The sequence below is a fragment of the Methylorubrum podarium genome, from assembly GCF_022179745.1.
GTDB classification, from domain to species: domain Bacteria; phylum Pseudomonadota; class Alphaproteobacteria; order Rhizobiales; family Beijerinckiaceae; genus Methylobacterium; species Methylobacterium podarium.
Genome location: NZ_BPRD01000290.1, coordinates 1 through 18158, shown reverse-complemented (window position 1 = coordinate 18158; position 18158 = coordinate 1). Strand labels below are relative to the sequence as shown.

18 protein-coding genes are annotated in these 18158 nt (G+C 70.0%); 12 read left to right on the top strand and 6 right to left on the bottom strand.

The window, feature by feature from the left end; genetic code table 11:
• Window positions 1-231 precede the first annotated feature (231 nt).
• Together MFF42_RS14820 and MFF42_RS14815 are read right to left on the bottom strand one after the other, a co-directional pair.
• Window positions 232-1404, bottom strand: a complete 1173-nt coding sequence (locus MFF42_RS14820; protein WP_238256418.1) for a M23 family metallopeptidase — start codon at window positions 1402-1404, stop codon at window positions 232-234.
• Window positions 1405-1570: 166 nt separating this feature from the next.
• Window positions 1571-2038: a peroxiredoxin gene (locus MFF42_RS14815; protein ID WP_238256417.1), complete on the bottom strand. Its 468-nt coding sequence runs from the start codon at window positions 2036-2038 to the stop codon at window positions 1571-1573.
• Window positions 2039-2188: 150 nt separating this feature from the next.
• Here MFF42_RS14815 and MFF42_RS14810 point away from each other — a divergent pair, with 150 nt between their 5' ends.
• Together MFF42_RS14810 and MFF42_RS14805 are read left to right on the top strand one after the other, a co-directional pair.
• Window positions 2189-5644 carry a DUF3971 domain-containing protein gene (locus tag MFF42_RS14810; protein ID WP_238256416.1) on the top strand — a complete coding sequence of 1152 codons (3456 nt, stop codon included), beginning with the start codon at window positions 2189-2191 and terminating at the stop codon, window positions 5642-5644.
• Window positions 5645-5694: 50 nt separating this feature from the next.
• Complete coding sequence (locus MFF42_RS14805; RefSeq protein WP_238256415.1) at window positions 5695-6339, top strand: hypothetical protein; 645 nt, start codon at window positions 5695-5697, stop codon at window positions 6337-6339.
• A 24-nt stretch (window positions 6340-6363) separates the two neighbouring features.
• On the opposite strand, the gene tyrS is transcribed toward MFF42_RS14805, so the two are convergent.
• Window positions 6364-7635 (bottom strand): tyrosine--tRNA ligase, encoded by a 1272-nt coding sequence (gene tyrS / locus MFF42_RS14800; RefSeq protein ID WP_238256414.1) that lies wholly within the window; start codon window positions 7633-7635, stop codon window positions 6364-6366.
• A gap of 139 nt (window positions 7636-7774) precedes the next feature.
• On the opposite strand from tyrS, the gene MFF42_RS14795 reads away from it, so the two are divergent.
• Together MFF42_RS14795 and MFF42_RS14790 are read left to right on the top strand one after the other, a co-directional pair.
• Entirely contained in the window at window positions 7775-8908 is a 1134-nt protein-coding gene (locus tag MFF42_RS14795) for an anhydro-N-acetylmuramic acid kinase (protein ID WP_238256413.1), read from the top strand.
• A 7-nt stretch (window positions 8909-8915) separates the two neighbouring features.
• Window positions 8916-9521, top strand: coding sequence for a DUF3578 domain-containing protein (locus tag MFF42_RS14790; RefSeq protein WP_238256412.1), 606 nt, complete (start codon window positions 8916-8918; stop codon window positions 9519-9521).
• Window positions 9522-9525: 4 nt separating this feature from the next.
• On the opposite strand, the gene MFF42_RS14785 is transcribed toward MFF42_RS14790, so the two are convergent.
• Together MFF42_RS14785 and MFF42_RS14780 are read right to left on the bottom strand one after the other, a co-directional pair.
• Window positions 9526-9816, bottom strand: coding sequence for an addiction module antidote protein (locus MFF42_RS14785; RefSeq protein WP_238256411.1), 291 nt, complete (start codon window positions 9814-9816; stop codon window positions 9526-9528).
• Window positions 9813-10115 (bottom strand): type II toxin-antitoxin system RelE/ParE family toxin, encoded by a 303-nt coding sequence (locus tag MFF42_RS14780; RefSeq protein WP_238256410.1) that lies wholly within the window; start codon window positions 10113-10115, stop codon window positions 9813-9815. Before MFF42_RS14780 ends, MFF42_RS14785 begins: the two co-directional genes overlap by 4 nt.
• A gap of 132 nt (window positions 10116-10247) precedes the next feature.
• Between MFF42_RS14780 and aroC the strand changes: the two genes are divergently transcribed.
• Together aroC and ribB are read left to right on the top strand one after the other, a co-directional pair.
• On the top strand, window positions 10248-11348 hold the full coding sequence (aroC, locus tag MFF42_RS14775; RefSeq protein ID WP_238256409.1) for a chorismate synthase: 1101 nt from the start codon (window positions 10248-10250) through the stop codon (window positions 11346-11348).
• 35 nt (window positions 11349-11383) lie between these two features.
• On the top strand, window positions 11384-12460 hold the full coding sequence (gene ribB / locus MFF42_RS14770) for a 3,4-dihydroxy-2-butanone-4-phosphate synthase (protein WP_238256408.1): 1077 nt from the start codon (window positions 11384-11386) through the stop codon (window positions 12458-12460).
• A gap of 55 nt (window positions 12461-12515) precedes the next feature.
• On the opposite strand, the gene MFF42_RS14765 is transcribed toward ribB, so the two are convergent.
• Window positions 12516-13445 (bottom strand): histone deacetylase family protein, encoded by a 930-nt coding sequence (locus MFF42_RS14765; protein ID WP_238256419.1) that lies wholly within the window; start codon window positions 13443-13445, stop codon window positions 12516-12518.
• A gap of 300 nt (window positions 13446-13745) precedes the next feature.
• On the opposite strand from MFF42_RS14765, the gene MFF42_RS14760 reads away from it, so the two are divergent.
• The 6 genes from MFF42_RS14760 (at window position 13746) to MFF42_RS14740 (ending at window position 18121) form a co-directional block, all read left to right on the top strand.
• Window positions 13746-14396 (top strand): L,D-transpeptidase, encoded by a 651-nt coding sequence (locus MFF42_RS14760; RefSeq protein WP_238256407.1) that lies wholly within the window; start codon window positions 13746-13748, stop codon window positions 14394-14396.
• A 172-nt stretch (window positions 14397-14568) separates the two neighbouring features.
• On the top strand, window positions 14569-15042 hold the full coding sequence (locus MFF42_RS14755) for a hypothetical protein (protein WP_238256406.1): 474 nt from the start codon (window positions 14569-14571) through the stop codon (window positions 15040-15042).
• A 227-nt stretch (window positions 15043-15269) separates the two neighbouring features.
• Window positions 15270-17273 carry an acetyl-CoA carboxylase biotin carboxylase subunit gene (locus tag MFF42_RS14750; protein WP_238256405.1) on the top strand — a complete coding sequence of 668 codons (2004 nt, stop codon included), beginning with the start codon at window positions 15270-15272 and terminating at the stop codon, window positions 17271-17273.
• 24 nt (window positions 17274-17297) lie between these two features.
• Window positions 17298-17528 (top strand): hypothetical protein, encoded by a 231-nt coding sequence (locus tag MFF42_RS14745; protein ID WP_238256404.1) that lies wholly within the window; start codon window positions 17298-17300, stop codon window positions 17526-17528.
• Window positions 17525-17659, top strand: coding sequence for a hypothetical protein (locus MFF42_RS26375; RefSeq protein ID WP_283206883.1), 135 nt, complete (start codon window positions 17525-17527; stop codon window positions 17657-17659). The genes MFF42_RS14745 and MFF42_RS26375 overlap by 4 nt, the downstream gene beginning before the upstream one ends.
• 30 nt (window positions 17660-17689) lie before the next feature.
• Window positions 17690-18121: a gamma-glutamylcyclotransferase family protein gene (locus MFF42_RS14740; RefSeq protein ID WP_238256403.1), complete on the top strand. Its 432-nt coding sequence runs from the start codon at window positions 17690-17692 to the stop codon at window positions 18119-18121.
• Window positions 18122-18158: the final 37 nt, after the last annotated feature.

Genomic DNA, 18158 nt, shown 5'->3' with positions numbered 1-18158 from the left:
CCCGCGTGGTGCCGTAGGAGGCCTTTCAGCTCCTACCCCATCCGCCCGATCGCTTCGGCCGCCGTCGCTCCGCTCCTCCCCTTTGTGGGGAGGAGGCAGGAGGTGGGGGGGGTTCAGGATGAGGCGGTGCGGTGCCTTCTGCACTACCCCCACCCCGAACCCCTCCCCGCAAGGGGGAGGGGACAGACCATGGTCTGACCGAAGCGATCGACCAAAAGCCGTCTTACGACATCAATCCGCGAAGACGAGCTGCGCCCCGGCGCGCAGGAAGCGCTGCGGATCGACCGGCTCGCCGTCGATGCGGGTCTCGTAGTGGAGGTGGCTGCCGGTGGAGCGGCCGGTCGAGCCCGCGAAGCCCACCACGGCGCCCGCCTCGACCCGCTGTCCGACCGAGACGGCGGTGCCCGAGAGGTGCGCGTAGCGGGTGACGAGGCCGCGGCCGTGATCGACCTCGACCATGTTGCCGTAGCCGCCGGCATATTCGGCCGCCGTCACGCGCCCGGCGGCGGTGGCCTGGACGGGGGCGCCGGTCTCGGCGCGCATGTCGACGCCGGTATGGAGCGCGTAGCCCCGGGTGAACGGATCGAGCCGGGCGCCGAAGCTGCTGGTGAAGGAAAGCTCCCCCGGCAGGGGCTGACGGAAGGGGAGGGCGGCGGCCACCCGGCGCAGATGCGTCTCCTCGTCGATCTGGCGCCGCGCATCGGCCAGACCGCGCTCGAACGCGTCGGAGCCGAGGGGAACGAGCGGACCGCCGACACCGGCCGGCGGCGCCTCGAATCGGGCCGGCGAGAGGCCGGTGCGGGCGATCAGATCGCGGAATCGCTCGGCGCTGCGGGCAGCCTGCTGGGCGATACCGGCGACGGCGCGCGACTGCGCCTCGGCGACGCGATGAAGCCCGTCCTCGAGGCGCGACAGGCGCGCGGCCGGGTCGGGCCCTACGGTCTCGACGCGATCCTCCCCGCCCATGCGGAGCCCCGGCGTCGGGAACGGCTTCTGGACACGGGGCGCCGGCTCCGCGACCGGAACCGGAGCGGGCGCAGGCACATCGATGTTCGCCGCCCCGCCGAAGCCGGCGAGCAGCCCCTGGCGCTTCTCGATCAGGGCCTGCCGCTCGATGAGCGCCGCGAGCCGGCTCTCGACGCCGCCGCGCGCCGCGGCGCCCTCGGCGGCGGAGCGGTCGAGCGCGCGCTGGAGCGTTCCGAGCCGCTCCTCGTAGGCGAACTGCATCGCGCTCTGCCGGGAGACGAAGCGCGCCAGCACCTCGTCGTGGAAGACGAGGTAGTAGCTCGCCCCCGCCGCCCAGATTGTCGAGACGGCGAGCCCGAGGCTGAGAGCCGCGACGAGACGGCTGTGGGCGAGGGAGAAGAGGCCCGCGCTGCGGCGGGCCGGGGCAGTCGATGTCATGGCACGTCGGTCGGTCGGTGACGCGACCGATGACAGACGATTAAGGTTAAGGAAGCTTAGCGCCTCGTATCGGAAAGGAGCCGTCGGCTTTTGGAAAAGACGTCGCAAGGCCAGGCAGCGAGCGGGTCGTCAGAGTCTCCGACCCCGACGACGACGCTCCGTGTTCTCACGCGAGAGCCTGGGCCGCCGCCAACACCTCCTCGACATGGCCCGGCACTTTGACCTTGTGCCAGATCCGCGCGATCCGCCCCTCGCGGTCGATGAGCAGGGTCGTCCGCTCCACGCCCATGTACTTCCGGCCGTACATGCTCTTCTCGACCCACACGCCGTAAGCTTCCAGCATCGACTTGGATTCGTCGGAGGCGAGCGGAAAGGTCAGGCCGTACTTCGTCCGGAACTTGTCGTGGCTTTTGACGGAATCGGGCGACACCCCGATCACGGTCGCTCCCGCCGCGGCGAAGGCGTCGCTGTGAGCATTGAAGTTCTGCGCCTCCAGGGTGCAGCCGCTCGTGTCGTCCTTGGGGTAGAAATAGAGCACGATCTTGTGACCGCGCAGGCTCTCCAGAGAGATGGTTTCCCCACCCGCCCCGGGTAACGAGAACAGGGGTGCGGCATTGCCGGGCTCCAGCGGCATCTCGCCTTCCTTTCGGCCGATTGATGGTGTGCCTGATCTGATGCACGCAGACTTCCCGGGACGCCATGCCGGAATGGCTTGAATCCTGAGGACAGACGCCGCGGCAAACGGACCTTCGCCCGAACCTACGGGTGCAGCAGCGAACGAATGATGGATCAGGAAACGGCCAGGACCCTGCTCCAGCAGGCGGTCGAGACCCCTGCGCCGCGTGAAGCGCGTCGCCGGCGGCGTCGGCCGGTCCTCTGGTGCGCGCTGCTGCTCGTGTTCCTGCTCGGGCTCGGCGGCGGTCTCGTGGTGCTGCGGCTGTCGCAGGGACCGCTCCGCGTCGACGGCCTCACGCATCAGGTCGCCGAGGCGGTGGCGGGCCGCTTCGGCCCCGGCTGGCGCGTGGCGTTGCGCGACAGCGCGCTCGAACTCGACAGCGAAGCCTCTCTGGCTCTGCGGGTCGGCGGGCTCGACATCTACAACCCGGAAGGCGCGCTGGTGGTGCGCGCGCCGCTCGCGGTGGTGAGCCTCGATACCTGGAGCCTGCTGCGCCTGTCGGTCCAGCCGCGCTCGATCGAGTTCCGCGACATCGAGATGACCGCCCTCGTCCACGACGACGGATCCATCGCCTTCGCCGCCTCCGCGCCGACGCATGGGGGCGCGGCGGGCGAAACGGCCAAGCCCCATACCCTGCCGAGCGTGGACGCCGCCCGCGGCACCGTCTCGCCGGTCTCGGCGGCGGTCGCCTCGATCTTCGGCGTCGTGCTCGATCCGGCCGGCGTCATCGGCGCCCTCGACCGGGCACGGATCACCAACGGGCGCCTGAACCTCGTCGACGACGCCCGGCACCAAGCTACCTTCGAGCGGGTGAACGGCCTGTTCCGCCGGGGAACCAGCGACGATTCGCGGGTGTTCGAGCTGCGCATCGACGGGCCGAACGGCGAGTGGCGCTTCGGCGGGCGCGTCCACGAGGTCGGCGCGGGCCGCCGCGCGGGCGTCATCACCCTGGACGACCTGCCCGTCAGCGACCTGCTGCTGCTCTCCGGCCGCTCGAAGATGCCGGTGGACACCGACCTCAAGGTCTCGGCCAAGGCCGACGTGGCGCTGTCGGGCGGCCGCATCGAGACGATGAAGGCCGAGGTGAAGACCGGCGGCGGCACGCTCCTCATCGACGAGAAGGACTTCAACCCGGTCGTCATCGACGAGTTGCGCGCCGAGGCGGCCTGGGACGAGGCCCGACGCGCCCTCGCCATCTCGGCGATCGACTACAAGGGCGGCGGCAACGACGCGCACCTGACCGGCGCCTTCGCCATCGGGCCGCCCGGCGCCGAGGACGCCTGGACCCTCGACTTCGCCGGCAAGGATGCCCTGCTGCGCGGCGCCGCCCGCAGCGACCCGTCCTTCCGCGTCGGCGAGATCAGCGGGCGGATCACCGGCCGGGCCGGGGGCGTGAACATCGAGTCGATCGCGATCGCGGGCGACGGCCTGCACGGCCGCCTGAGCGGGACGGTCGGAACGCGGGCCGACGACGACGGCCTCACCCTGCACATCGTCGCTGGCGACACCGACGGCCGCAAGGCGCTGCGGCTGTGGCCGGAGAACATCGCGCCCGGCGTGCGCAACTACCTCGTGGACGAGCTGCGCGGCGGACGGCTCGATCAGGCCGACATTCAGATCGACCTGAGCGGCCCGGAGCTCGCCGCCGCGACCCGCGGCGACCCGATGCCGGATCAGGCGCTCACCGTCGCCTTCGCGGTCTCGGATGCGGGCCTCACGATCTCGCAGGACGCACCGCCGCTCAGCCGCGGCCGTGTCGCCGGCACGGTCACCGGCCGGACCACGACCATCCAGAACGCCACCGCCGAGATCCGCCTCTCCGACGCGCGGGTGCTGACGATCTCGGACGGCTCCTTCCTGATCCGCGATCCGCAGCCGGACAAGATCATCGCCCAGCTCGGGTTGCGGCTGTCCGGCTCCGCCGACTCGCTCGCCGCCCTCCTCGAAACCCCGATGTTCAAGGGGCTCACCGGGGCCGACATCGATCCGGCCACGATCAAGGGCAAGGCGGACCTGCGGCTCGACGTGCCGCTCAATCTCAAGCACGTGCCCGATCTCGCCGAGATGCCGGTGACGCTCACCGGGACGCTGACCGAGTTCAGCATGGACAAGGCGGTCGGCAAGGACCGCTTCGAGGCGGGCCGCTTCGCGATCTCGTTCGACCGCAGCGGCTTCGCCCTCAAGGGCGATGGGAAGCTGCTCGGGGCCGCCGTCGCCATCGACCTGAGGCAGCCCAAACCCGGCAGCCCCGGCGAGGCGGTGGTGAGCCTGACCCTCGACGACGCCTTCCGGACCAAGCGCGGCCTGCCCACCGCGCCGCAGCTCGGCGGCGTCATCCCGGCTCGCGTCGTGGTGCCGGTCGGGCGCCCGGCCTCCGCCGGCAAGCCGCCGGCCCGGGTCGAGGCGGACCTGACCCGCGCCTCGATCAACGGCCTGATGCCGGGCTGGAGCAAGCCCGCGGGCAAGGCCGGGCGCCTCGGCTTCACCCTCGTGGAGGGACCGGGCGGCGCGATGGAATTGCGCGACATCACCCTCGACGCCGCCCCGGCGCTCGCCCGCGGCAGCGCGACGATCTCGGCCGAGGGCAATCTGGAGCGGGCCGAGCTGACCGCGCTCAAGCTCTCGCCGGGCGACGACATGCGCGTTAGCCTCGACCGGGCCGGCTCGACCTACAAGGTGGCGGTGAAGGGGGCCGTGGTGGACGCGCGACCCTTCCTGAAGAGCATGACGGGCGACGACGGCAAGAGCAGCAAGGATCCCGGCAAGGAGATCGAGGCCGACGTCGCCGCCAGCATCCTGGCGGGCTTCAACGGCGAGTCGCTGACCAACGCGACCCTCAAGGCGAGCTTCAAGGGCGGCGACCTGCGCGCCGCGCAGTTCAAGGGCCGCTTCGGCGCCGCCCCGCTCAACGCCGTGGTTCGGAACGAGCGCGGCGCACCGCTGCTCACCCTCGATTCCGCCGATTCCGGCGCGACGCTGCGCTTCCTCGACATCTACAAGCGGATGTATGGCGGGCGGCTCGCGCTCAACATCTATCTCAACGACGGCCCGCAGGCCGGCGTCGTCCAGATCAAGGACTTTGCCCTGCGCAACGAGCCGGCGCTGTCGAGCATCGTCGCCCAGGCGCCGCCGCCCTCGGACGGGCGGCGGACCGCGCCCAACGCCAACGACGTCGGCTTCGACAAGATGCGGGCGAACTTCACCCGCAACGGCCCGCGGGTGAGTTTTTCCGACGCGGCGATCTCCAATCCGGCCATGGGCTTCACCGCCGCCGGCTGGCTCGACACGGCGAAAGAGCGCACGCAGATCGACGGCACCTTCGTGCCGCTCTACGGGCTCAACAACGTCGTCGCACAGGTGCCGCTGTTCGGACCGCTGCTCGCAGGCGGCAGCAACGAGGGCCTGTTCGCGGTCAACTTCGCCGTGTCGGGGCCGATCGCCAAGCCGACGGTGAGCGTGAACCCGCTCTCGGCGGTCGCCCCCGGCTTCCTGCGCAAGCTCTTCGGCGCCGGCGGCGGCGACGCCTTTGCCAACGGCGCGCCGCAGGGCTTGCCGGAGCAGTAAGGTCAGATCCTCGTCAGCGCGATCTGATCAAAGGCGGCGGCCGGGCGGAGGTGGACGGCGCCGCCACGACCCGGCAGCGTGGCATTCTGCGCTGCGCGCATCGATCGAAGGGAGAGGGCATGAGGCAAGGTCGCACCCAGGCCTGCAGGGTGTTTCTTGCCCTCCTGCTCTTCGGCGTCCCTGCGATCGGCGAGGAGTTCACGGACCCGGCGACCGGCTTTTCGGTGACGGTGCCGGCCGGGTTCGCCATCCGACCGCCGCGCAAGGATCCCAACCACGAGACCCTGGTCGATATCGTCAGCCTCACCGGGCAACCGCCGGTCGCGGGACGAAGCCACGCGCTCTGTGCGGCGGGGTTCCGACGGAACCCGGAGGGGTCCGTGTCCTCGCAGGCGGAGCTGAACGCCCTGCCGGCCCTCAAGGAACGGGTGGCCCAGGCCAGGACGATCCTGGCCGGCCAGGGTCTGGAGACGGAAACCGTCGATTCGATCAAGAGCAGCGAGTTCGCCGGTTTCGAGATCGTCTCGATCCCGACCTCCGGGCCGGACCACCGGAACGTCCGCATCTACATGGCGATCCTGGACCGCGTCATCGGCCGTATCGACGTCGTTTGCGCGACGACGAAGCACGCGCTGCCGAGCGCCCTGCCGGTGTTCCGCGCGATCCGCGACGGCACGCGCCCGCCCACACGGTAGCAGGCGGAGCCCCGGCAGGCGCTGCTATTCCGGCCGCAGCAGCACGTGCTTCTTGCGGCCGAATGAGAGCTTGACCACGCCGTCCGCCGTCAGGTCGCCGAGGCCGAGGGCCGACCGCTCGTCGCTCACCTGCACGTCGTTGACCCGCAGGCCCCCACCCTTGATCTGGCGGCGCGCCTCGCTCGTGGACGGCACGAGCCCCGCATAATCCGGTCCGAAGGCGGTGAGCACTCCGAGGCCCGCCTCCAACACCGCCCGCGGCACGGAGACGCTCGGCAGCGACTGCGCCAGCGTGCCCTCGACGAAGGTCTTGCGCGCGGTCTCGGCGGCCGCCTCGGCGGCCTCCCTGCCGTGCATCAGGCCGGTCGCCTCGGTGGCGAGGATCGTCTTCGCCTCGTTGATCTCGGCGCCCCGGAGCGCGGCGAGACGCTCGATCTCGGGGAGCGGCAGCAGCGTGAACAGCTTGAGGAAGCGGCCGACATCGGCGTCCTCGGTGTTCCGCCAGAACTGCCAGTAGTCGTAGGGCGAGAGCATCCCGGCATCGAGCCAGACCGCGCCGGCCGCCGTCTTGCCCATCTTCGCGCCCGAGGCCGTGGTGAGCAGCGGGCAGGTGAGCGCGTAGAGCTGCGGCGTGCCCATGCGGCGACCGAGATCGATGCCGTTGACGATGTTGCCCCACTGGTCCGAGCCGCCCATCTGCAGGCGGGTGCCGAAGCGCCGGTTCAGCTCCACGAAGTCGTAGGACTGGAGGATCATGTAGTTGAATTCCAGGAACGACAGTTCCTGGTCGCGCTCCAGCCGCATCCGCACGCTGTCCATCGACATCATGCGGTTGACCGAGAAGTGGCGGCCGATGTCGCGCAGCATCTCGATGTAGTTGAGCTTCGTCAGCCACTCGGCGTTGTCGACCATGACTGCGTCGCCCGCGCCCTCGCCGAAGCTGAGGAAGCGCGAGAAGGTCTGCTTGATGCCGTCCTTGTTCGCCTCGATCTGCTCCAGCGTCAGGATCTTGCGCGCCTCGTCGCGGCCGGACGGATCGCCGACGCGGGTGGTGCCGCCGCCCATCAGCACGACCGGCTTGCCGCCGGTCTTCTGCAGCCAGTGCAGCATCATGATCGAGAGCAGGTGGCCGACATGGAGCGACGCCGCCGTGCAATCGTAGCCGGTATAGGTCGTGAGACCGCCCTCCGCCGCGAGCGCGTCGATGCCGGCCAGATCGGACGCCTGATGGATGTAGCCGCGCTCCTGCAGCACCCGGATGAAGTCGGATTTCGGCGCGAAGCTCTCGGCGGTCATGATGATCGGTCTCGGATGGTTTGGCGGCGCGACAGGGGCGCGGCCGGAATGCTATCCCGCGAGGGGACGCGCTCGCGGGCGCTCTTAGCAGGGCAGGCCGCGAAAGGCACGAGCCGGGATTTCGGGAGACAGGACGGCCATGGCGATGAAGCGCGCGATCGGCCTGATGAGCGGCACGTCGCTGGACGGGATCGACGTGGCGCTGATCGAGAGCGACGGCGAGCGCATCCGCGTCGTAAAATCGGCCAACGGCTTCATCGCGCCGCTCGGGCCGACGGGCTACCGCGGCTACGGCGAGGACGAGAAGGCGCTGCTGCGCGAGGCGACCCGCGACGCCGAGGCCATCCGCGACCGGGACGACCGGCCCGGACGCCTGGGCGAGGCGGAGGCGTTCGTCACCCGCGCCCATGCCGAGGCCGTCGAGGCGTTCCTGGCCGAGAACGCGCTTCGGCCCGAGGACATCGACGTGGTCGGCTTCCACGGCCAGACGGTGATCCACCGGCCGCGGCTCGGCATCACGGTTCAGGTCGGCGACGGCGCGGCTCTCGCCCGGCGCCTGCGGATTCGGGTGGTCTCCGACATGCGCGCCAACGACGTGGCGCAAGGCGGACAGGGCGCGCCGCTGGTGCCGGTGTTCCACAGGGCCCTGGCCGAGGCCGCCGGCTTTGCCGGGCCGCTCGGCATCCTCAACATCGGCGGGCTCGCCAACGTCACCCTGATCGATTCGAAGGGCGCCATGCTCGCCTTCGATACCGGGCCGGGCAACGGGCCGATCAACGACTGGATGACGGAGCGCGTTGGCGCCGACCTCGATGCGGACGGCGCCACCGCCGCCCGCGGCACGGTGGATGAGGCGCTTCTCGAAAACCTGCTCGGCCACCCGCTGATCCTGCGCACGCCGCCGAAATCCCTCGACCGGAACTGGTTCTCCCACCGGCTCGCCGGCTACCTCACGGTCGAGGACGGCGCGGCGACGCTCACCGCCTTTTCCGCCCACGCGGTCGCCCGCAGCCTCGCCTTCGCCCGCGAGCGCCCGACCCGCTGGATCGTCGGGGGCGGGGGCGCGAAGAACCGCACATTGATGGCCATGCTGGAACGGCTCCTCGACGCCGAGGTCATGAACGCCGACGCGATCGGCTGGTCCTCGGACTTCCTGGAGGCGCAGGCCTTCGCCTACCTCGCGCTCCGCGCGCTGGAAGGGCTGCCGCTCACCTATCCGACGACGACAGGGGTGAGCGCGCCAGTGACCGGCGGGGTGATTTCCGACCCGTGAGCCCCTCGTGAGTCTGGGCCACGCCCTGCGCCGCATCGTCGAGGGATACCCGCTCGCGCGCACCGATCCGCCGGCCGGGCATCCCCTCGCGCACGTGATCCGAAAAGGCGCGCCGGACGAGCTGCGCCGGGCACTCGCGCCCCTCGACGGGCCCTTCCTCGTCAAGGGCAGCCCCGGCCGCGGCAGCCGCTGGGCGGCGGTGCCGTGGCTCGCGGTGTTCGACCCCGCGGTGACGACGAGCGCCACGACGGGCTACTATCTCGTCTATCTGTTCCCGGCGCACCGGGAGGCGGTGCACCTCTCGCTGGCGCAGGGGACCGTGGCGGCGATCCGCGCGCACGGGCCGCGCGCGGGTGCGCATCTGCGCGAGAGCGGTGCGCGCTTGCGAGAGCGGCTTTCGGATTTCTCGGGCGCTCTGCCGATCCCGGCGATCACGCTCGGCAGCGCAGGCGAACTGCCCGAGGGCTACGAGGCGGCCCACATCCTCGGCCTGACCTACGATCTCAACGCCCTCGCCGACGAGCGGCGGCTGCACGCCGACCTCGCCACCGGCATCGCCGCCTACCGGGCGCTGAAGGCGCGGGGCGGGCTGGATCTTCCGGCGCAACGCTGACGCGTCATCGAGAAGCGGCGACGGACGCGCTGAGGCGGACGTTCAGGGCGTTAAGGACGCGTAAAGCGGTGTCGAGGCTCGGATTGCCGTCATCCGACAGCGCCCGGTAGAGGCTTTCCCGCGACAAGCCCGTTTCGCGGGCAATCTGGGTCATGCCGCGGGCGCGCGCCGCCACGCCGAGCGCCCGACGAAACAGTGCGGCATCGCCTTCCTCAATGGCCGCAGCGAGATATTCGGCGACGGCCTCGTCGCTGTCGAGGAATTCAGCCGAATCGTAGGGGCTCAACTCGGTCATGGCTTTCCTTCCAGCGTCACCGCGAGGGATTTCGCACGGGCGATGTCGCGCTTCTGACTGGATTTGTCCCCTCCACAGAGAAGGATGACGAGGGTTCGACCACGATACGTGAAGTAGATCCGATAGCCCGGCCCGTAGTCGATCCTCAGCTCGCTGACGCCTTCGCCGACCGGCTTCGAGTTACCCTCATGGCCGAGTGCGAGGCGGTCGAGCCGCACTGCGATCCTTGCCTTCGCACGATCATCGCGAAGTCCTCTGAGCCAGTCCGCGAAAACGCGGGTTCGGACGATCTCTGGCATGATAGACCGTAGCCCATAGGCTACATTTCTGCAACAGGCTTCGCGGTCGAGCCGATGCCCGCCTGCACCCGACAGACCGATGAGTGGGTGGAATTTGTGCCGCCCCGCATCCCGCGCTAAGGCACGCGCGCCATGTCGCACAACACCTTCGGCCACCTGTTCCGCGTCACCACCTTCGGCGAGAGCCACGGGGTGGCGCTCGGCTGCGTGGTCGACGGATGCCCGCCCGGCCTTCCCCTGGACGCCGAGGAGATCCAAGCGGAACTCGACCGGCGCAAGCCGGGGCAGTCCCGCTTCACCACGCAGCGGCGCGAGCCCGATCAAGTGAAGATCCTGTCGGGCGTGTTCGGTGACGACCGCACCGGCGGGCGCCAGCTCACCACCGGCACGCCGATCGCGCTGATGATCGAGAACACCGATCAACGCTCGAAAGACTATTCCGAGATCCGCGACAGCTACCGCCCCGGTCACGCCGACTACACCTACGACGCCAAGTACGGTTTTCGCGATTATCGCGGCGGTGGCCGCTCCTCCGCACGGGAGACGGCGGCGCGGGTCGCGGCCGGCGCCATCGCCCGCAAGGTGATCCCCGGCATCACCATCCGCGCCGCCCTGGTGCAGATGGGCCCGCACGCGATCGACCGCGCGAACTGGGACTGGGAGCAGGTCGGCAGCAACCCGTTCTTCTGCCCCGATGCGACGGCGGCCGCGCTCTACGAGACCTATCTCGACGGGATCCGCAAGGACGGCTCCTCGGTCGGCGCGGTGATCGAAGTCGTGGCCGAAGGCGTGCCCCCCGGCCTCGGCGCACCGATCTACGGCAAGCTCGACGCGGATCTCGCCGCGGCGATGATGTCGATCAACGCGGTCAAGGGCGTCGAGATCGGCAACGGCTTCGCCGCGGCGCGCCTACGCGGCGAGGACAACGCCGACGAGATGCGCGCCGGCAATGACGGCCGCCCGCGCTTCCTCGACAACCATGCCGGCGGCATCCTCGGCGGCATCTCGTCGGGCGAGCCGGTGGTGGTGCGCTTTGCCGTGAAGCCGACCTCCTCGATCCTGACGCCGCGCCGGAGCGTGAACCGGGACGGTGCGGAGATCGACCTCGTCACCAAGGGCCGCCACGACCCTTGCGTCGGCATCCGCGCCGTGCCGGTGGCCGAGGCGATGATGGCCTGCGTGCTGGCGGACCACTATCTTCGCCATCGCGGCCAGGTCGGCGACCGCGCCTGACCCGCCCTTTCGAACCGCTGAACGAGACGAAGCCCGTGCCCCATTGCAGCGTCACCGAGGCCATCGAGGCCTTCGCCCGCGGCGAGATCGTGGTCGTCACCGACGACGACGACCGCGAGAACGAGGGCGACCTCGTCGTCGCCGCCTCGCTCTGCACGCCGGAGAAGATGGCGTTCATCATCCGCAACACCTGCGGCATCGTCTGCGCGCCGATTACCCTCGACGAGGCGCGCCGTCTCCACCTCGACCCGATGGTGGCCTCCAACGACGCGCCGCTCGGCACCGCCTTCACCGTCACGGTCGACGTGCGCCACGGCCTCACCACCGGCATCTCCGCCGAGCAGCGCTGCAACACGGTCCGCGCGCTCGCCAACGGGAACATGGGCGCGGGCGATTTCGTGCGGCCGGGCCACGTCTTCCCGCTCATCGCCCGCGACGGCGGCGTGCTGATGCGCTCCGGCCATACCGAGGCGGCGGTCGATCTGTGCAAGCTCGCGGGCCTGCCGCCGGTCGGCGTGATCTGCGAACTCGCCAACGACGACGGCACCGTGATGAAGGGGCCGCAGATCGACGCGTTCGCCGAGCAGCACGGCCTCAAGCGCGTGTCGGTCGCCGACCTCATCGCCTACCGCCAGGCCCGCGACCGGCTGGTGGAGCGGGTCGGCACCTTCCCGGTGAAGACCGAGTTCGGCGCGATGACCGGCTACGCCTACGTCACGCCGTTCGAGCCGATCCAACAGTTCGCCTTCGTCCACGGCGCCATCGGCGACGGCCGCAACGTGCCGGTGCGCCTGCACCGCTCCAACGTCGTGGCCGACGTCATCGAGGGCGGTCAGCAGATCGAGAGCGTCATGCGCCGCTTCGCCAAGGAGGGAAGGGGCATCCTCGTCTACCTGCGCGACGGCACCGCGGGTGTGCCGCTCAACCGCTACGCGGAGGAGGGCGCCGAGGCGCAGCGCGTGCGCCAGTGGCGCGAGGTGGGCCTGGGCGCGCAGATCCTGCGCGACCTCGGCGTGGTCTCGATCCGCAACCTGTCGTCCTCGTCCCGCGCCTATGTCGGCCTCTCGGGCTTCGGCATCGAGCTGGTCAGCGAGGAGCCGCTGGAGGGATGAGCGGCGCCCCAAACCGTCGTCCCGAAGACCGGAGGCTGGTCTTCGGGACAGAAGGTCACCGCCCCATCAGCGCGTCCACATGGGCGGCCACCGAGCGGGCGAGCCCGTCGAGGCTGTAGCCGCCCTCCAAGATCGAGACGACGCGGCCCTTGGCGTGGCGGTCGGCGACCTCCATCAGGCGCCGCGTCGCCCAGCCGAAATCGGCCTCTTCGAGCTGGATGTTGGCCAGCGGGTCGAGCTTGTGCGCGTCGAACCCGGCCGAGATCACGATCAGGTCGGGGGCGAAGGCGTCGAGCCGCGGCAGGATCCGTGCCTCGAAGGCCTCCCGGAAGATCTCGCTGCCGTCGAAGGCCGAGAGCGGCGCGTTGACGATGGTGTCGTGGTCCCCCCGCTCGCCCGTCGAGCCGGTGCCGGGGAACAGCGGCATCTGGTGGGTCGAGGCGTAGAGCACGCTCTTGTCGGACCAAAAGATGTCCTGCGAGCCGTTGCCGTGGTGGACGTCCCAATCCACCAGCGCGACGCGGGTGGCGCCGAACGCCTTCTGCGCGTGGCGCACGGCGATCGCCGCGTGGTTGAACAGGCAGAAGCCCATGGCGCGGGTGAGTTCGGCGTGGTGGCCGGGCGGGCGCATGGCGACGAAGGCGTTGGCGCACTCGCCCTTCATCACCGAATCGACGGCATGGTTCGAGCCGCCGATCGCGTGCAGGCAGGTGTTGAGCGTGCCCGGAGACATCAGCGTGTCGCCGTCGATCTGGAAGAACCCCTCGTCGGGCGAGGCCGCGACGATGGCCTCGACGTAGGCGGCCGGGTGGGCGAGTTCGGCGACCGACGCCTCCGCCTTCGGCGCGTGGCTGCGGACGAGGGCGGCGAAGCGCTCGTTCTCGAGGGCGCTCTCGACCGCCTGCATGCGGGCCGGCCGCTCCGGATGTCCGGTCGGAACCACGTGTTCGACCGCGCTCGGATGGGTGACGTAGAGGGTGCTCAGGGCCGTTTCTCCCAGGGTGCGCGAAGCGTCGATGCCGGGGCCCGGCGATCCCACCTCGTCACGCGCCGCCCTGCGGAGGCAGGACGGCCTTGTCGTTGCCGATGCGATGCTCCCGGTTCGCGCCGGGACCCACCGCCTCGTTCCCTCGAACTTGTCGATCTTGTCGCCCGCGCGCAACAGGACAAAGCGGGACAGCGGGCCGGATCGCTCTCTTCCGCACAGGGCCGCTTCCCGGCCCAAGCTTAGCCATAAAGTCGCTCTCAACCTGCGGTGGCCTCCTCGCACGACCGACCACCCGCCATGCGCTCCCCGTCCGCCCTCATCCTCCTCGCGGGCCTCGTGCCCCTGACCTCCGACCTGGCCGGCTGTCAGTCGCGGACGGCGCAGGTCGCGCCGCCTGTCCAGGCGGTCGCCGAACTGCCCGCCGTCCCGCCCCTGCCGCCGGGGCCGGAGCGGGACGCGGCCTGGATGAAGCTCGCGCCGAAAGCGCCCCTCGATCCGGCCTTGGCCCGCACCATGGTCGATTTCGCGACCCGCGAGCCGGTCGGCACCATCATCGTGGACACGACCGAGCGGCGACTCTACCTCATCGAGCCCGGCGGCAAGGCAATGCGCTACCCCGTTTCCGTCGGCCGGGCGGGGCTCGCATGGACCGGGCGGGCGGAGATCGACCGCAAGCTCGAATGGCCGGACTGGAACCCGGCCCCGGAGATGATCGGCCGCCATCCCGATCTGCCGCCGCGCCTGGAAGGCGGTCCCTTCAGCCCGATCGGCGCCCGCGCGCTCTACCTCGCGCAGAACCGCAAGGACACGCTCTACCGCATCCACGGCACCAACGAGCCGGAGACGATCGGGCAGGCCGTGTCCTCGGGCTGCATCCGCATGCTCAACGAGGACGTGATGGACCTCTACGACCGCGTGCCGGTCGGGACGAAGGTCGTGGTGCGATGAAGAGAGTCTTACTTTTCGAGAGCAAGATTTCCGAAAGGCTCAATCGTGAGCCTACGTTTACCTGAACACGGGTTCAGATTTGGCCATTAACCTCTTCGGGTGTTGTCGGTCCGTATTGTCAGCACAGACACGGACAAACACCGGCAACACGGGGCCGGGGAGGCATCAAACCATGACCAACACTGCGCTTGAACTGTTCTGCACCCGCATCGTCGATGCCGGCCGCCTGACCCAGGACGACGTCCGCGAGCTCGCCCGCGAGATCCTGCCCGACGGCATCATGGGCCGGGAAGAGGCCGACCTGCTGCTCGCCCTGGACCGCGCGGTCGCCGAGACGCACGAGGGCTTTTCCGCCTTCGTCGCCGCCGAGGTCGTGAACTTCGCCGTCTACGGCGAGCGTCCCACCGGCATCATCACCCGTGAGATGTCCGCGTGGCTCTCCGCCTCGATCGCCGGCCGCAAGGGTCCGACCGCGCTCGGCACCCGGATCGCCATGGAGATCGTGCGCGAGGCTGACACCAGCGACGAGGCGCTGATCGCCTTCGCCCTCAAGGCCAAGAGCACCTTGGCCAAGAGCACCCTGGCCAAGAGCAAGATGGACGAGCCGGCCGAGAGCTGCGCCGGTCGCCTGCCCTGCGCTGCATGATGTATTCAGTTTTGAGGGCAGATTCGCCTTCGGCAACGACACCGCGGCCAGCAACCGAGCCGCGCCGAAATTCGAATTGATAGCCCCTCAATCGAATTTCACCGAAGCTGGCCTTTTGGGGTGTGCGGCACAGCTTCCGTCTCTCGCGCAACTGCTTTATCGGGAGGGGTTCGGGCTTGCCTTCAGGAGGGGCAGGCCAGGACAGTCCCCCTCAAGAAGCGGCTGCGATGTTCGATAAGATCCTGATTGCCAACCGGGGCGAGATCGCCTGCCGTATCATCAAGACCGCCCGGAAGATGGGCATCAAGACGGTGGCCGTGTACTCGGACGCCGACCGCGATGCCGTCCACGTGGCGATGGCCGACGAGGCCGTCCATATCGGCCCGGCGCCCGCCGCGCAGTCCTACCTCCTGATCGACAGGATCATCGACGCCTGCAAGCGGACCGGCGCGCAGGCGGTCCACCCGGGCTACGGCTTCCTCTCCGAGCGCGAGGCCTTCCCGAAGGCGCTGGCGGAAGCCGGCATCGTCTTCATCGGTCCGAACCCGGGCGCCATCGCCGCCATGGGCGACAAGATCGAATCGAAGAAGGCCGCGGCCGCGGCCAAGGTCTCGACGGTGCCGGGCTTCCTCGGGGTGATCGAGAGCCCTGAGCACGCCGTGAAGATCGCCGACGAGATCGGCTATCCCGTCATGATCAAGGCGTCCGCCGGCGGCGGCGGCAAGGGCATGCGCATCGCCGAGTCGGCCGACGAGGTCGCCGAAGGCTTCGCCCGCGCCAAGTCCGAGGCGTCGTCCTCCTTCGGCGACGACCGCGTCTTCGTGGAAAAGTTCATCACCGATCCGCGCCACATCGAGATCCAGGTGATCGGCGACAAGCACGGCAACGTGATCTATCTCGGCGAGCGCGAGTGCTCGATCCAGCGCCGCAACCAGAAGGTCATCGAGGAGGCCCCGTCGCCGCTCCTCGACGAGGAGACCCGGCGCAAGATGGGCGAGCAGGCGGTCGCTCTGGCAAAGGCCGTGAATTACGACTCCGCCGGCACGGTCGAGTTCGTCGCCGGCCAGGACAAGTCGTTCTACTTCCTCGAAATGAACACCCGCCTGCAGGTGGAGCATCCCGTCACCGAGATGATCACCGGGCTCGACCTCGTCGAGCTGATGATCCGGGTCGCCGCCGGCGAGACGCTGCCGCTGACGCAGGACGAGGTGAAGCTCGACGGCTGGGCGGTGGAGAGCCGCGTCTACGCCGAGGACCCGACCCGCAACTTCCTGCCCTCGATTGGCCGGCTCACGGTCTACCAGCCGCCGGAGGAGGGTCCGCTCGGCGGGGCGATCGTGCGCAACGATACCGGCGTGGAGGAGGGCGGCGAGATCGCGATCCACTACGATCCGATGATCGCCAAGCTCGTCACCTGGGCGCCGACGCGGCTTGAGGCGATCGAGGCGCAGGCGACGGCGCTCGATGCCTTCGCCATCGACGGCATCCGCCACAACATCCCGTTCCTCGCCACCCTGATGGCCCATCCGCGCTGGCGCGAGGGCCGGCTCTCGACGGGCTTCATCAAGGAGGAGTTCCCGGAGGGCTTCTCCGCCCCCGCGCCGGAGGGGCAGGTCGCCCGACGGCTCGCGGCGGTGGCGGCGGCGATCGACCACAAGCTCAACATCCGCAAGCGCGGCATCTCCGGCCAGATGCGCGACCCGAGCCTGCTCACCTTCCAGCGGGAGCGCGTGGTGGTGCTCTCCGGCCAGCGCTTCAACGTCACCGTCGAAACGCAGGACGACGACCTTCTCGTCACCTTCGACGACGGCACGGCGACCCCGGTGCGCAGCGACTGGCGCCCCGGCGATCCGGTCTGGAGCGGCACGGTCGCCGGCGCGCCGGTGGCGATCCAGGTCCGCCCGCTCCTCAACGGCGTCTTCCTGCAGCATGCGGGTGCGGCGGCCGAAGCGCGGGTCTTCACCCGCCGCGAGGCCGAACTCGCCGACCTGATGCCGGTCAAGGAGAATGCCGGTTCGGGCAAGCAGCTCCTCTGCCCGATGCCGGGCCTGGTCAAGCAGATCATGGTCTCGGAGGGCCAGGAGGTGAAGAACGGCGAGCCGCTCGCCATCGTCGAGGCGATGAAGATGGAGAACGTGCTGCGCGCCGAGCGCGACGGCACCGTCTCGAAGATCGCCGCCAAGGAAGGCGACAGCCTCGCCGTCGATGCGGTGATCCTGGAATTCGCCTGATCGGCCCGGTCGTCGTCGGCCGCCGTGAACCAGATCCACAACGAGCAGACGAAGCTTCTGGCGACCGGCCTCAACAATGTCGCCGTCGCCTTCGTGGTGATCGGCGGCGTCACACCGGTCACCGCCATGAGCTTCGGCGTCGCGAGCGCGCCGACCCTCAGCTTCGGAACCGTCGCGTTCGCGACGATCTGGATTTCGACCGCGGCAGGGTTACATTGGATCGCGAGGCGGATCCTCAGGAGCCTTCTGCCGTGAGTTCCGGCGAGATCTTCGTCACCTTCGTGATTCCGGCCGTCGTTCTCGCGATGGCCTATCTGGCGATGCTCGCCAACGAGCGCGCCGTGAAGCGTGCCGTCCAACGCGAACACCGGACGCCCGGCGAGTAGGCATCCCGCCCGCACCCTCTGTCGAGATCGATGCCGCTCTACTTCGCCTACGGCGCCAACATGGACGCCGCCGCCATGGCGCAACGCTGCCCGGCCTCGCGGCTGATCGGGCGCGGGCGCTTGCCGCGGCACCGCTTCATCATCATGCGGGAGGGCTGGGCCTCCGTGGTGCGGGCACCGGGCGCGACGGTGTGGGGCGTGCTGTGGGAACTCGCGCTCTCCGACGTGCCGGCGCTGGACCGCTACGAGGGCGTGGCGGGCGGGCTCTACGTGAAGGCCTACCAGCCGGTCGTCACCGATGGCGGGACGAAGCGCGCCCTGATCTATCTCGGCCGCAGCCAGGCCGGCGGACTGCCGCGGCCGGGCTACCTCGAAGCCGTGCTGGCCGCGGGGGCGGCGGCGCAATTGCCCGGCCTCTATCTCCAGGAGATCCGTGGCTGGCAGCGCCGCGCTCCGGCCTGATCGGCCCGCGGCCGAGCCCGCCGCGACGCGGTCGGCG